Below are 13409 nucleotides of genomic sequence, written 5' to 3'. Positions count from 1 at the left end.
GGGAGCCCACGCACCATGGAGACAACGTCACGCGCCCTCAGGGCGATGACCCTGCTGGTCACCAGCCTGGGGTCGTTCATGGTCCTGCTCGACGGGTCCATCATCTTCGTCGCCCTGGGCGAGATCCAGCAGGATCTCGGCGCGCAGATGTCGGACCTGCAGTGGACCGTGGACGCCTACACGCTGCCGTTCGCCGCACTGATGCTGATGACCGGCACCCTGGGGGACCGGCTGGGCCGAAAACGGGTGTTCCTCACCGGCCTCGTCCTCTTCGTCGCCGGTTCCGCCCTGTGCGGTTTCGCGGACAGCTTCGGCGTGCTGATCCTCGGGCGGGTGTTGCAGGGGGTCGGCGCCGCCGCGATCGAGACCGGGAGCCTCGCGCTGCTGGTGTCGACGTTCAACGACCCGGCGGGCCGGGCGAAGGCGATCGGCATCTGGACCGCCGTCTCCGGCGTCGCCCTGGCCCTGGGCCCGCTCTTCGGCGGTGTGCTGATCGAGTCCTTCAGCTGGCACGCGATCTTCCTGATCAACCTGCCGGTCGGCGTCGTGGCCCTGGCGCTGGGCCTGCGCTGGCTGATCGAGTCGCGCAACCCGCGCGCCGGCCGGCTGGACGTGCCCGGTCAGATCTGTGTGACCGCCGGTCTGTTCTGCCTGATCATGGCGCTGATCCAGGGCGAGCGCGAGGGCTGGGGATCGGCGCTGATCGTCGGTCTCCTCGTCGGGTCCGCGGTGCTGCTCGGGGCGTTCGTGGTCGTGGAGACGCGCAGCCGGGAGCCGATGCTGCCGCTGGACCTGTTCCGCAACCGCATGTTCGCGGTGTCCAGTGTCATCGCGTCGCTGCTCGGCTTCGTCATCGTCGGCGCGATGTTCTTCATGGCCCAGTACTTCCAGACCGTGCAGGCGCACTCGGCGCTGGAGACCGGCCTTCGGCTGCTGCCGCTGACGCTCGGCATCTTCTTCTTCTCACCGCCGGCCAGCACCCTGGCCGGCAAGCTGGGCCCCCGGGTCCCGATCATCGTCGGCGGACTGCTGGTGACGGCCGGTTTCCTGCTGCTGACCACGGTCGAGCCGGGTTCCGGATTCGGTGCGGTGTGGTGGAAGCTCGGGCTGGTCGGCGGCGGTATCGGCTGCATGTTCGCACCGCTGACACTGGCCGTGATGGCCTCCACGCCGCCCGAGCGGGCCGGACTGGGCTCTTCGATGATCAACACGACCCGGATCGCGGGGTTCACCGCGGGCGCCGCGGTGCTGGGCACGGTGGTCGTGTCGGTCTTCAAGGACGAGGTCGTCTCCGCCCTGGCCCGCATGGGCGTGGGCGGAGAGGCCGGCCACGCGCTCGCCGAGCGCATCGGCGGTTCCGGCGCGAGCGCCGGCCAGGGCGCCGGTGCCGTCCCGGACCTGCCCGTCGACCGGGGCGAGTTCACGGCGGCGGTGCAGCAGTCCTTCGTCGACGCGATCCACGTCGTCTTCCTGGCCTGCGCCGGCTGCACGCTGCTGATCGCCGTGCTCGCCGCGGCCCTGATGACCCGTGGGCGGCTGCCCGACCCGGTCCCGACCGCCGCGCCGGCCGGGAGGACGCCGGCCGCGGGCGCGACGGGCGGCGCCGGAGCGGACGCCCGGGCCGGGGCGGCGCCGGCCGCCGTGCGGGTGCCCTCGGCGCTCGTCGGGACCGAGTGGCTCGCGGAGCACCTGGGGCGTCCGGGGCTCGTCGTCGTCGACTGCACGGTCGACTTCCGGCCGCTTCCGGAAGGGGGCGTCCACCTCGGCAGCGGCCGTGAGGGCTACGAGCAGGGGCACCTACCGGGCGCCGTCTTCGCCGACCTGCTCACCGAACTAGCCGATCCCACCGCGCCCAAGCCGTTCGCCGTGCCGCCGCCCGGGCCGCTGGCCGCGTCCCTGGAACGGCTCGGGATCGGCAACGGCACCGCGGTGGTCCTCTACGACGGGGCGCACACCGCCTTCGCCACCCGGCTCTGGTGGCTGCTGCGCTGGCTCGGGCACGACAACGCCGCCGTGCTCGACGGCGGTCGGCGCAAGTGGGCCGCGGAGGGCCGCCCGATGGCCACGGACGTCCCGGACGTGGAGCGGGGCCACTTCGTCCCGCACCCGCGGCCGGAGATGTTCGTGACGCGGGATCAGGTACGGGCCGCCGTCGACGCCCCCGACGTCTGCCTGGTCAACGCGCTCTCGCCCGAGCAGCACGCCGGCCAGGTCCCGGTCGCGCACGGCCGCACCGGCCACATCCCCTCCAGCGTCAACGTCCCGGCGGCCTCGCTCCTGGACCCCGCGACCGGCTGCTTCCTGCCGGCGCCCCGGCTCGCCGACCGGTTCGCGGCGGTCGGTGCGACGAAGGCCGGCCAGGTCGTCGCGTACTGCGCCGCGGGGGTGGACGCGACCGTCGACGCCTTCGCGCTGGAAATGCTCGGTGTGCGCAACGTGGCTCTCTACGATGACGGCCTCGTGGAATGGAGCGGCGATCCCGCGCTGCCCCTGGCCACCACGATCTAGGAGGGCGGCCGACGATGGCGTACGACGAGGAACTCGCGAACCGCATCCGGGAAGCTCTCTCCGGACAGCGCCAGGTGCGCGAGGTGAAGATGTTCGGCAGCCTCGCCTTCATGGTCGACGGCAGCATGGCGGTCACCGCCAACGGCGACGGACGGCTCATGGTCCGCTGCGATCCCGACCGGGCGGAGAAGCTGCTGGAGCGCGAGGGCGCCGACTGGGCGGAGATGCGCGGAAAGCCCATGGGCAAGGGCTGGATCGTGGTCGCCGCCCACGGCATCGACTCCGAGGAGGCCTTCGAGGGCTGGATCGCGGAGGCGCTGGACTACAACCGAAAGGTGAGCGGCAGTGGCGACTGAGAAGGGTGTGCACGTCACCCCGCCCTTCGACGGCTTCCCGCCGGAGCTCTTCTCCTTCCTCGAAGGACTGGAGAAGGACAACTCCAAGACGTACTGGGAGGCTCACCGGACCGTCTGGGAGACGTCCGTGAGGGAACCGGTCGAACGGCTCATGGCCGACCTGGAGGAGGAGTTCGGGCCGCTGCGCACCTTCCGGCCGCAGCGGGACGTGCGGTTCTCCAAGGACAAGACGCCGTACAAGACCTGGGTCGGTGTCACCACCAGCGACCGGGCCGTCGGCGGCATCGGTGCCTTCCTGCGGATCGACGCCGAGGGGATGCGGCTGGCCGGCGGGGCCATGGCCTTCGCACCGGACCAGGTCAAACGCTTCCGTTCGGCCGTCGACGACGCCGGGCCCGCGGCGGAGTTCGAGGCGATCCGCCGTCGTCTGGCCGAGCGGGACCTGGTGGTGGAACCGGGCGCGCAACCCGTCCTCAAGCGGGTGCCCGCCGGCTACCCCGCGGACCACCCCCGCGAGGAACTGCTGCGCTGGAAGGGCGCGGTGGTGATCAAGGAGTACGAGCGGGCCGACTGGATGCACCGGGCCGGGGCCATCGACGCGGTGCGCGAGATCTGGACGGCGACGGCGCCCCTGAAGGAGTGGATCGACACCCACGTCGGGGAGAGCGAGACACCGCGCCGGCGCTGACCCGGGACGGCTCCCGGTGCCGCGCGCGGCACCGGGAGCGGCCGGGGAACAGGACCACGGGCTTGTAGCCGACCACAGGAGGACGGCGGATGTGCGGCATAACCGGTTGGGTCTCGTTCGACCGTGACCTCACCCGTGAGCGGGAGACCCTGGACGCGATGACGCGGACGATGGCCTGCCGGGGCCCCGACGCGTCCGGCACCTGGGTGGAGCCCCACGCCGCCCTCGGCCACCGGAGGCTGGCCGTGATCGACCTGCCCGGCGGAAAGCAGCCGATGACGGTGCGGACCCCGAACGGCGCGGTCACGCTCGTCTACAGCGGCGAGACCTACAACTTCACCGAGCTGCGCGAGGAACTGGTCCGGCGCGGTGAGCGCTTCACGACCGCCAGCGACACCGAGGTGGTGCTGCGCGGCTATCTGCGCTGGGGCGAGGCGGTCGCCGACCGGCTCAACGGCATGTACGCGTTCGCCGTCTGGGACGGGCGCGCGCAGAAGCTGGTGATGATCCGGGACCGGCTGGGCATCAAGCCCTTCTACTACTACCGCACCCGCGACGGACTGCTGTTCGGCTCCGAACCGAAGGCGATCCTGGCCCATCCGCTCGCCGAACGCGTGGTGGACTCCGACGGGCTGCGCGAGTCGTTGTCGTACTGCTTCACACCGGGGCATGCGTTCTGGTCGGGCATGCGGCAGGTGGAGCCCGGCACCGTCGTCACGGTGGACGCGGGCGGGCTGCGCGAGCGCACCTACTGGCGGCTCGAGACCCGCCCGCACCCCGACGACGTGGAGACCACCGTCGCCCGGGTCCGTGAGCTGCTCGACGACACGGTGCGGCGGCAGCTCGTCGCGGACGTGCCGCGCTGTGTGCTGCTCTCCGGAGGGCTGGACTCCGGCACGCTCACCGCGCTGTCCGCGGCGCACCTGGGCGAGGAACGGGTGCGGACCTTCGCGGTCGACTTCATGGACCACGCGGAGAACTTCAAGTCCGACGATCTGCGCGACACCGTCGACGCCCCGTACGTGAAGGACGTCGCCGAGCACGTCGGCTCCGACCACGCCGACATCGTCATCGGCCCGAAGACCCTCGCCGACCCCGCGATCCGCAGGGCGGTGATCGGTGCCCGGGACGTGCCGATGACGATGGGCGACATCGACTTCTCCCTGTACCTGCTGTTCAAGGAGATCAGGCAGCGCTCGACCGTGGCCCTGTCCGGCGAGGCCGCGGACGAGGTCTTCGGCGGGTACAAGCACATGCACGTGCCGCAGATCCAGCAGGCCCGCGCCTTCCCGTGGATCGCGCTGAACATCGGCGCGTTCGACAAGGACGGCACGGGCGTGCGGCCGGAGCTGTGGTCGGGCCTGGCGCTGGAGGAGTACCGGCGGGACGCGTACGCCGGTGCCCTGGGGGAGGTCGAGCGGCTCGACGCCGGCGACGACTACGGCTCGGAGGACGACTTCGAGTACCGCATGCGGGTCATGATCCATCTGCATCTGACCCGGTTCATGCGCTACCTGCTGGACCGCAAGGACCGGCTGAGCATGGCGCTCGGGCTCGAGGTGCGGGTGCCGTTCTGCGACCACCGGCTCGTCGAGTACGTCTACAACACGCCCTGGGCGTTCAAGACGTACGACGGCCGGGAGAAGAGCCTGCTGCGCGGGGCCGCCCGGGACGTGCTCCCGGAGTCGGTGCTGTGGCGGCCCAAGAGCGCCTACCCCTCGACGCAGGACCCGTACTACGCGGCGGAACTCCAGCGGCAGGGCAAGGAACTGCTCGGCGACCGGGGACACGCCGTCTTCGAGCTGATGGACCGGCGGTGGCTGGAGGACGCCACGGGCCGGGACGCGGACGGGATGGACCGGCTGACCCGGTTGGGCCTGGAGCGGACTTTGGACCTGGCCACCTGGCTGGACGCCTACCGTCCGACCCTGCGGCTCCCCTAGCGGAGCGGGCGGCGGGGGCCGGCCGGCATCCGGCCCGGCCCCGCGACCCGCCGCTTCGCGAGTCGGGACGACAGGATTTGAACCTGCGACCCCTTGACCCCCAGTCAAGTGCGCTACCAAGCTGCGCCACGTCCCGGTGCGCGTCCCGGACCGGTCCGGGTGAACGCGCAGGCCGAGCCTACCGCACGGGCGCGGGCGGGACGCCGGCGCCCCCGCTGCGGCGGGACGACGAAGTGTCGCGCACGGCCCCGGAAACGGCACAACCTGTCGCGCGTCCCGCCGCCTGCGTGCTGGCTAGATTGACGCCATGGACCACAGCTTCGCTCTCCACGTGCCCGACGCCGCGCTCGAACCCGAGCCGCTCGATCCCGCGCAGATCGTCTCCGGCACCCCCGAGGTGACCGGGAAGGTCGTCTGGGAGTCGGCGGACGGCCGCCGGGCGCGCGGCGTCTGGCAGATCACCCCGGGGGTCGTCACCGACACCGAGGCGGACGAGATGTTCGTGGTGCTCAGCGGGTCGGCCACCATCGAGGTGGAGGGCGGGCCGACGCTGGAGGTCGGCCCGGGCGACCTGGTCGTGCTGCGCGAGGGCGACCGGACGACGTGGACGGTGCACGAGACGCTGCGGAAGGTCTACGCCGTCGGCGGGTGACGGCACGGCGCCGGCGCGCGCGTCGTGACCGGCCGTCACCCTCCGGCGGGCGGGGCCGTGGTGCCCCGGATCTCCAGGGTGGGCGGCGCGAGATGGAGGCTCCCCTCGCCCCCGCGCCGTGCGAACCGGTCGAGCAGGCAGCGGGCGGCACGGCGGCCGACCTCGTGGCCCGCGTTGTCGACGGTGGTCAGCCACACGTGGCGCAGCCGGGAGATGCCGGTGTTGTCGTAGCCGGCCACGGACAGGTCCCGCGGGACCCGCAGGCCCAGCTCTCCGGCCGCCGAGAGGGCGCCGACGCAGGCGATGTCGTTGACGGCGAAGACCGCGGTGGGCCGGTCGGGGCGGGCGAGCAGCCGGACGGCGGCGCGGTAGCCGCCCTCCTCGGTCATGTCCGTGGGTTCCACGACCGCCCGGTCGGCGAGGCCGTGGGCGTCCATGGCCGACTCGTAGCTGCGCCGCCGCAGTTCGCCGACGGCGCCGTATCCGGCGAGGTGGGCGACGCGGCGGTGGCCGAGGCCGAGGAGGTGCTCGGTGGCCAGCCGTGCCCCGCGCTCGTCGTCGCCGGCGACGACGTCCACGCCCGGCGGCACCGGTTCGCGCGCGCCCGCGACGACGACCGGCATCCGGGCGGCGACCGCATCGAGGGCGGCCGGGTCGGGCAGGGTGCCGACCACCACCAGTCCGTCCACGCCGAGGTCGCCGAGCGGGCCGGCCGGGTCCTGGCCGGTGCGGCGGTTGAGGCGGGCGTCGGCCAGCAGCATGTGGAGACCGGCCGCGTGCAGCAGGGAGTTCAGACCGTCGAGCAGCTCGACGAACCACGGGTTGCGCAGGTCGTTCAGGAGCACGCCGACCGTGCGCGTGCGCTGCTCGCTGAGGCTGCGGGCCGCCGCGTTCGGCCGGTACCCGAGGTCCCGTACGGCCCGCAGCACGGCCTCCCGCTTGTCGGGACGCACCTGCGGGGAGCCGCGCAGCACCAGGGACACCAGCGACTTGGAGACCCCGGCGCGCTCGGCCACGTCGCGGATGGTCGGCTGCTTCATGTTCTGGACCGTTCCATGACCCGGGGGCCCCTGTCAAAGCCCGTGTGGATGCTTGACAGTGCCCGTGTATGGCGCCCAGGGTGGGCGGGCAGGTGTTGTGGACCGGTCCAACGAGGGGCTCTCATGGTGGATGTGCTCGGTGTCGCCGTCGTCGGGTTCGGCTGGATGGGCCGGGTGCACACCCAGGCCTACGCCCGGGTCCGCCACCACTATCCCCACCTGCCGCTGCGCCCGGAGCTGGTGACCGTCGCCGAGGAGGTGCCCGGCCGGGCCGAGGAGGCCGCCGAGCAGTTCGGGTTCGCCTCGACGGCCCGCGACTGGCGCGAAGTGGCCGCCGATCCCCGGGTCCGGGCCGTCAGCGTCACCGCGCCGAACTTCCTGCACCGCGAGATCGGCGTCGCCATGGCCGAGGCCGGCAAGCACCTGTGGATCGAGAAGCCGGTGGGCCTGACCGCCGAGGACGCCCGCGCGGTGGCCGAGGCGGTCGCCGCGGCGGGCGTGCAGGGCGCCGTCGGCTTCAACTACCGCAACGCGCCCGCCGTGGAGGCGGCCCGCGATCTGATCGCCTCGGGCGAGATCGGCACCGTCACCCATGTCCGGATCCGGCTGTTCAGCGACTACGCGGCGCACCCCGAGTCCGCGCTGACCTGGCGGTACGAGCGGGAACGCGGCGGCAGCGGCGTCCTGGGCGACCTGGCCTCGCACGGCGCGGACCTGGCCCGGTTCCTGCTGGGCGACATCGCGTCGCTGGCCGCGGACACGGCGGTCTTCCTGCCGTGGCGGGCCCGGCCGGCCGCGGCCACCGCGGGACACGCCCGCGCCTCGGGCGGCGAGCCGGGCCCGGTGGAGAACGAGGACTACGTCGGCTGTCTGCTCCGCTTCGCCTCCGGGGCGCGCGGCGTCCTGGAGGCCAGCAGGGTGTCGGTGGGCGAGCAGAACGCGTACGGCTTCGAGGTGCACGGCACCCGGGGCGCGGTGTTCTGGGACTTCCGGCGCATGAACGAACTGGGCGTCAGCCGCGGTACGTCGTACCAGGACCAGCCGGTCAGCACGGTGTACGTCGGCCCCGGGCACGGCGAGTTCGCCGCCTTCCAGCCGGGTGCCGCCAACGCCATGGGCTACGACGACCTGAAGGTCGTGGAGGCCTACCGTTTCCTGCGCTCCGTCGCCGAGGGCACCCCGTACGGCGCCACGCTGAGCGACGCCGTGCACGCGGCGGCCGTACTGGACGCGATGGCGCGGTCGGCGGCGAGCGGCGCCTGGGCGGAGGTGGACGCGGGAGCGTGAGGGACGGCGGTGCCTCCCGGGGTCGGGGCCCGTCGGCTCGGAGATGTCCAGGACCGGTCCCGGTGGCCGGGCGCGGGTTCACGCGGCCGTCGCCTGCGGTGGCATGTTGTACGGCGTGACCACCTGGATCGCGGAGGGCAGCACCGGCCCGGCGGGCGGCAGGGCGCCGTGGGCGCGCATCACGGCGTGGCAGGCCTCGCGCATGTCCTGGCGCAGGTCGTGGTGGAGCACGGCGGAGAGCCGGTGCTCGCGCAGCAGCCGGACGTTGTCGTGGTCCAGGTCGTGGGCGACGAAGACGGCGCAGGTGCGGCCCAGGTCGGCGAACGCCCGCAGCGTGGCGACGTTCCCGCCGCCGATCGAGTACACGGCCCGGATCTGCGGGTCGCGTTCCAGGGCGGCGCGGACCAGGTCGTACTGGGTGGCGTCCAGGCCCTGGCCCTCGGTGATCTCCACCAGCGTGCGCTCAGGGTGGCGGGCCCGCATGACACCGCGGAAGCCCATCTCCCGCTCCTCCTCGTTGCGGAAGAACCCGCTGCTGAGGCTGGTCAGGACGTTGCCGGGGCGGTCGCCGAGCCACTGCCCGGTGAGATACGCGGCGGTGGCGCCCGCCGCGCGGTCGTCGATGCCGACGTAGGCGATGCGGGCGCTGGCCGGCAGGTCGGTGACCAGGGTCACGACCGGGATGCCCGCCGCCGCCAGCCGGCCCACGGCGGCCGTCGCCTCGGGGACGTCCGGGGCCTTGAGGATCACGCCCTGGGAGCCGCGCCGGGCGATCCGGTCCAGGGTGCGCACCAGGTCCTCGACGGGGCCGGTCTGCCGGAAGTGGAACCGGGAGCGCACCACGGCCGGGTGCAGGGACGGCAGTTCGGCCTCCAGCGCCGCCCGTACGGCCGTGGTGAACCGCTCCGGCGCCTGCATCACGATGTCCACCATGAAGGTCCGGCCGACCAGCCGGACCTGGGTGCGCTGCCGGTCCAGATCGGCGATGGCCCGGTGCACCTCCTGCGCCGTGCTCGGCCGCACCCCGCCGCGGCCGTTGAGGACCCGGTCCACGGTGGCCTCGCTCAGTCCGGCCTGGCGCGCGATCTCCCGGATGGGGAACGGGTGGCCCATACGGCGGCTCCTTGAGGGGTTTTTGATGGCTCGCTGCTGGTTGTTCGAGGGGTTTGTACTGACAAGAATGACAGGGCCGCGGCCTTCCGTGACCCGGTTGCCCCTGCCGGTTCCTCCTGACCCGGTTCCTCCTGACCCGGCTGCTCCCGACCCGAAGGGACGACGATGTGGGACTGCGACCTCGACGCCTTCCGTGAGCTCGTCGAGCGGACCACCGACCCGGCCGACCACCCGCACGCCCAGGACGTGCAGCAGGGCGTGCCGGTGTACGAGGCCGGCCGGGTCGAAGCCGGTGGCGGGGTCCGGGACGAATGGGTGCGCGTCCTCACCGAGGGCCCCGGCGTCATCGTCGTGCGCGGTGCCTTCCCGGACCCGGCGGTGGTCGACCGGGCCACCGCGGTGTTCGACGCGCTGATCGCCGGGCAGCGCGCGTCGGGCGCGGGCGGCGGCGACCACTTCGCCCCGCCGGGCGCCAACGACCGGGTGTGGAACGCCCTGGAGAAGGCGGCCCGGTACGATCCGGAGGCGTTCGCCGACTACTACGCCAACGACGTGCTGGCGCTGGCGGCCGAGGCCTGGCTGGGCCCCGGCTACCAGGTCACGTCGCAGGTCAACGTGGTCAACCCGGGCGGCGCGGCGCAGACCGCGCACCGCGACTACCACCTCGGGTTCCTCTCGGCCCAGGCGGCCGCCGCCTACCCCGCGCACGTGCACCGCCTCTCCCCCGTGCTCACCCTCCAGGGCGCGGTGGCGCACTGCGACATGCCGGTCGAGTCGGGTCCGACGATGTACCTGCCGTACTCGCAGACGTACGAACCGGGGTACCTCGCCTGGCGACTGCCCGAGTTCCAGGAGTACTTCGACGCCCACCGCGTCCAGCTGCCGCTCGCCAAGGGCGACGCGGTCTTCTTCAACCCGGCGCTGTTCACGCGGCCGGCGCCAACCGCTCCGCCGGCATCCGGCGCATGGCCCATCTGCTCCAGATCTCCTCGGCGTTCGGCCGGGCGATGGAGACCGTGGACCGGGCGGCGGTGGTCGAGGCGGTCTACCCGGTGCTGCTGCGCCGCAGGGCCCAGGGCGTGCCCGGGCGATGGCTGGAGAACGTGATCGCCGCGAGCGCGGAGGGCTATCCGTTCCCCACGGACCTGGACCGCGACCCGCCCGTCGACGGGCTGGCGCCGCCGTCCCAGGCCGACACCGTCCGGCGGGCGCTGCGCGAGGAGTGGCCGCCCGAGGCGCTCCGTGCCGAGCTGCGGGCCGGGGCCGGACGGCGGCGGAGCCGAGGAGAGAGCTGAGGGACACCATGGGACTGCTCGACGACAAGGTCGTCCTGGTCAACGGCGGCAGCCAGGGCGTCGGTGCGGCCGTCGCGCGGGCCGCCGTCCGCGAGGGCGCGCACGTGACCGTCACCGGGCGCCGGCCCGGCCCCGGTGAGGCGCTGGTCGCCGAGCTGACCGCGGCGGGCGGCAAGGCGGCGTACGTCCGCGCCGACCTGGCCGACGCGGAGCAGGCCGGGGCGTGCGTCGCGCGGGTCGTGGAGGCCTCCGGCCGCATCGACTGCCTGGTCAACTCGGCCGGCCTGACCTCCCGGGGGACGCTGCTGGACACCACCCCGGAGCTGTTCGACCAGCACATCGCGGTCAACCTCCGGGGCCCGTTCTTCGCGATGCAGGCGGCCGTGGCCGACATGGTGCGGCGCGGCGCCCCCGGCACGATCGTCAACATCATCACGTCGTCGGCGCACGGGGGTCAGCCGTTCCTGGCCCCGTACGTCGCCGCGAAGGCCGGACTCGCGGGCCTGACGCGGAACGCCGCCCACGCCCACCGCTGGGACCGCATCCGGATCAACGGCCTGAACATCGGCTGGACGGCGACCGAGGGAGAGGACGCGACCCAGCGCGCCTTCCACGGCGCGGGCGACGACTGGCGCGAGGTGGCCGCCGCCCGCCTGCCGATGGGCCGGCTGGGCCGGCCGGAGGAGATCGCCGACTTCGTCGCCCTGCTCCTGTCGGACCGCTCCGGCGTGGTCACCGGCTCGGTGATCGACTGGGACCAGAACGTCCTGGGCGGCCTGGACTGATCTCGCACGCCCCGCCGTCGCCCCACTCGCCCGTCGTACGCCCACCCTCGTCCCCTCGCCCCTCGTACGCCCCCTCGCCCACCCCGCCCGCAGCGGACAGCAACCCCCTCAAGCGCGTCCGGCGTTGAGGACAGAACCAAGGAGCAGCGAAGCTCATGCGCATCGGAATCCTGGGCCTCGGCCGCATCGGCGCCTTCCATGCCGAAACCCTCTCCGGTCTCGACGCCGTCGACTCCCTCGTCGTCGCCGACCCGTTCGCGGACGCGGCCGAGGCCGCCGCCGCCCGGTTCGGCGCCCGGATCGCGGACTCCCCCGAGGCCGTGCTCGCCGCCGGCGTGGACGGGGTCGTGGTCGCCGCCGCGACCGACGCCCACCCGGCGCTGATCACCGCCGCCGTGGACGCCGGCGTCCCCGTCTTCTGCGAGAAGCCGGTCGCCCGCACCATGGCGGAGGGCGTCGAGGTGCTCAAGGCGATCGCCGGCCGCGACGTGCCGGTGCAGATCGGCTTCAACCGCCGCTTCGACGCGGGCTTCGCCGCCGCCCGGGAGGCGGTCCGGGCCGGCGAGCTGGGCACACTGCACACCGTGCGGTCGACGACGCTGGACCCGGCGCCCCCGCCGGCCGCGTACATCGCCGCGTCCGGCGGCATCTTCCGGGACTGCGCGGTCCACGACTTCGACGCCGTCCGCTGGGTGACGGGCCGCGAGGTGACCGAGGTGTACGCCGCCGGCGGCAACCGCGGCGCCGACCACATCCGGCGGGCGGGCGACGCCGACACCACCGGCGCGGTCCTCACCCTGGACGACGGCACGCTCGCCGTGGTCTCCAACAGCCGGCACAACGCCCGGGGCTACGACGTCCGGATGGAGCTGCACGGCTTCGCCGACTCCATCGCCGTCGGCCTGGACGACCGGCTGCCGCTGCGGTCGGTGGAGCCCGGCGTGGACTTCCCGGCCGGTACTCCGCACGACTTCTTCATGGACCGCTTCGCCGCCGCCTACCGCGCCGAACTCACCGCGTTCACCGAGGTCGTCGCCGGTGCGCGGCCCTCGCCCTGCACGGTCGAGGACGCGCTGGAGGCGGGCTGGATCGCCGAGGCGTGCACGCTGTCGCTGCGCGAGCACCGCCCGGTGACCCTGGCGGAGGTACGGCGCGACTGAGCGGCCCGGGACGCGGGCACCGGAGCCGGCGGGCTGTGCGTCAGCTCGCCGGCTCGCCGATGTCCACCATCCAGGAGACGCCGAAGCGGTCCGTGCACATGCCGAAGACGTCGCCCCACATCTGCTTCTCCAGCGGCACGGTGACGGTGCCGCCGTCGGACAGCTTCTCCCAGTAGCCGCGCAGCTCGGCGTCGTCGTCGCCGCTGAGGCTCACGGCCATGGTGTTGCCCGGCTTGTGCTCCGTGCCGGGCGGGGTGTCGGAGGCCATCAGGGTGAAGCCGCTCGGTGTCTCCAGCATGGCGTGCATGATCTGGTCGGCGTTCGGGCTGTCGGCCATGCCGAACTCCCCGAAGGTGTTCATCCGCAGCGTGCCGCCGAACACCTGCTCGTAGAACTCCATCGCCTGCCGGGCGTCGCCGTCGAAGCTGAGGTAGGGGTTGAGACGCGAACTCATGACTGCCTCCCGGATCGGGCCGAAGTGCCAGTGCTCAGCACGCTAGCGCCCGCCACTGACAACGGCCCGCCGGAGCGGCCGTGCGGGCTCGCGCACGGCCGCCCCGGCGGGCCGCCCGGCCGGACGAC

General features: G+C 73.4%; 11 protein-coding genes, 1 tRNA gene and 1 pseudogene. 9 read left to right on the top strand and 4 right to left on the bottom strand.

Features of this window, described 5'->3' with window-relative positions; genetic code table 11:
* Window positions 1–15: 15 nt before the first annotated feature.
* From ACZ45Q_RS13965 to asnB, 4 genes are all read left to right on the top strand, one after another.
* Entirely contained in the window at window positions 16–2508 is a 2493-nt protein-coding gene (locus ACZ45Q_RS13965) for a DHA2 family efflux MFS transporter permease subunit (RefSeq protein WP_468259673.1), read from the top strand.
* A gap of 14 nt (window positions 2509–2522) precedes the next feature.
* Window positions 2523–2864: a TfoX/Sxy family protein gene (locus tag ACZ45Q_RS13960; protein ID WP_468259670.1), complete on the top strand. Its 342-nt coding sequence runs from the start codon at window positions 2523–2525 to the stop codon at window positions 2862–2864.
* Window positions 2854–3552 carry a DUF2461 domain-containing protein gene (locus ACZ45Q_RS13955; protein WP_468259668.1) on the top strand — a complete coding sequence of 233 codons (699 nt, stop codon included), beginning with the start codon at window positions 2854–2856 and terminating at the stop codon, window positions 3550–3552. The genes ACZ45Q_RS13960 and ACZ45Q_RS13955 overlap by 11 nt, the downstream gene beginning before the upstream one ends.
* A gap of 89 nt (window positions 3553–3641) precedes the next feature.
* Window positions 3642–5495 (top strand): asparagine synthase (glutamine-hydrolyzing), encoded by a 1854-nt coding sequence (asnB, locus tag ACZ45Q_RS13950; protein ID WP_468259665.1) that lies wholly within the window; start codon window positions 3642–3644, stop codon window positions 5493–5495.
* Between the two features lie 62 nt (window positions 5496–5557).
* On the opposite strand, the gene ACZ45Q_RS13945 is transcribed toward asnB, so the two are convergent.
* Window positions 5558–5631 (bottom strand) — tRNA-Pro (locus ACZ45Q_RS13945).
* A gap of 171 nt (window positions 5632–5802) precedes the next feature.
* On the opposite strand from ACZ45Q_RS13945, the gene ACZ45Q_RS13940 reads away from it, so the two are divergent.
* Window positions 5803–6147 (top strand): cupin domain-containing protein, encoded by a 345-nt coding sequence (locus ACZ45Q_RS13940; protein ID WP_468259662.1) that lies wholly within the window; start codon window positions 5803–5805, stop codon window positions 6145–6147.
* A 35-nt stretch (window positions 6148–6182) separates the two neighbouring features.
* Here ACZ45Q_RS13940 and ACZ45Q_RS13935 read toward each other — a convergent pair whose 3' ends face one another.
* Window positions 6183–7187, bottom strand: a complete 1005-nt coding sequence (locus tag ACZ45Q_RS13935) for a LacI family DNA-binding transcriptional regulator (RefSeq protein WP_468259659.1) — start codon at window positions 7185–7187, stop codon at window positions 6183–6185.
* A 123-nt stretch (window positions 7188–7310) separates the two neighbouring features.
* Between ACZ45Q_RS13935 and ACZ45Q_RS13930 the strand changes: the two genes are divergently transcribed.
* Window positions 7311–8474 carry a Gfo/Idh/MocA family protein gene (locus tag ACZ45Q_RS13930; protein ID WP_468259656.1) on the top strand — a complete coding sequence of 388 codons (1164 nt, stop codon included), beginning with the start codon at window positions 7311–7313 and terminating at the stop codon, window positions 8472–8474.
* Window positions 8475–8552: 78 nt separating this feature from the next.
* Here the strand turns inward: ACZ45Q_RS13930 and ACZ45Q_RS13925 are convergent, their stop codons facing one another.
* A complete protein-coding gene (locus tag ACZ45Q_RS13925; RefSeq protein WP_468259653.1) occupies window positions 8553–9587 on the bottom strand; it encodes a LacI family DNA-binding transcriptional regulator in 1035 nt (344 codons plus the stop codon).
* 165 nt (window positions 9588–9752) lie between these two features.
* Between ACZ45Q_RS13925 and ACZ45Q_RS13920 the strand changes: the two are divergent.
* The 3 genes and pseudogenes from ACZ45Q_RS13920 to ACZ45Q_RS13910 all read left to right on the top strand — a co-directional run bounded on the left by ACZ45Q_RS13920 (window position 9753) and on the right by ACZ45Q_RS13910 (window position 12827).
* A pseudogene (locus tag ACZ45Q_RS13920) lies at window positions 9753–10882 on the top strand (phytanoyl-CoA dioxygenase family protein).
* A gap of 8 nt (window positions 10883–10890) precedes the next feature.
* Complete coding sequence (locus tag ACZ45Q_RS13915; RefSeq protein ID WP_468259651.1) at window positions 10891–11667, top strand: SDR family oxidoreductase; 777 nt, start codon at window positions 10891–10893, stop codon at window positions 11665–11667.
* Window positions 11668–11822: 155 nt separating this feature from the next.
* Window positions 11823–12827 carry a Gfo/Idh/MocA family protein gene (locus tag ACZ45Q_RS13910; protein WP_468259649.1) on the top strand — a complete coding sequence of 335 codons (1005 nt, stop codon included), beginning with the start codon at window positions 11823–11825 and terminating at the stop codon, window positions 12825–12827.
* Between the two features lie 40 nt (window positions 12828–12867).
* On the opposite strand, the gene ACZ45Q_RS13905 is transcribed toward ACZ45Q_RS13910, so the two are convergent.
* Window positions 12868–13281, bottom strand: coding sequence for a VOC family protein (locus ACZ45Q_RS13905; RefSeq protein WP_468259647.1), 414 nt, complete (start codon window positions 13279–13281; stop codon window positions 12868–12870).
* Between the last annotated feature and the right edge of the window lie 128 nt (window positions 13282–13409).

The organism is Streptomyces sp. NPDC031049 (assembly GCF_055571015.1).
Note: the sequence above shows the minus strand (reverse complement) of the source record. Positions and strands in the feature narration are given on the sequence as shown.

Excerpts from the sequence above, each read along its gene's own strand:
- ACZ45Q_RS13960 (WP_468259670.1), top strand. The coding sequence starts at position 2,523 with ATGGCGTACGACGAGGAACTCGCGAACCGCATCCGGGAAGCTCTCTCC.
- ACZ45Q_RS13940 (WP_468259662.1), top strand. The coding sequence starts at position 5,803 with ATGGACCACAGCTTCGCTCTCCACGTGCCCGACGCCGCGCTCGAACCC.
- asnB (WP_468259665.1), top strand. The coding sequence starts at position 3,642 with ATGTGCGGCATAACCGGTTGGGTCTCGTTCGACCGTGACCTCACCCGT.
- ACZ45Q_RS13915 (WP_468259651.1), top strand. The coding sequence starts at position 10,891 with ATGGGACTGCTCGACGACAAGGTCGTCCTGGTCAACGGCGGCAGCCAG.
- ACZ45Q_RS13905 (WP_468259647.1), bottom strand. The coding sequence starts at position 13,281 with ATGAGTTCGCGTCTCAACCCCTACCTCAGCTTCGACGGCGACGCCCGG.
- ACZ45Q_RS13910 (WP_468259649.1), top strand. The coding sequence starts at position 11,823 with ATGCGCATCGGAATCCTGGGCCTCGGCCGCATCGGCGCCTTCCATGCC.
- ACZ45Q_RS13930 (WP_468259656.1), top strand. The coding sequence starts at position 7,311 with ATGGTGGATGTGCTCGGTGTCGCCGTCGTCGGGTTCGGCTGGATGGGC.
- ACZ45Q_RS13965 (WP_468259673.1), top strand. The coding sequence starts at position 16 with ATGGAGACAACGTCACGCGCCCTCAGGGCGATGACCCTGCTGGTCACC.
- ACZ45Q_RS13925 (WP_468259653.1), bottom strand. The coding sequence starts at position 9,587 with ATGGGCCACCCGTTCCCCATCCGGGAGATCGCGCGCCAGGCCGGACTG.
- ACZ45Q_RS13935 (WP_468259659.1), bottom strand. The coding sequence starts at position 7,187 with ATGAAGCAGCCGACCATCCGCGACGTGGCCGAGCGCGCCGGGGTCTCC.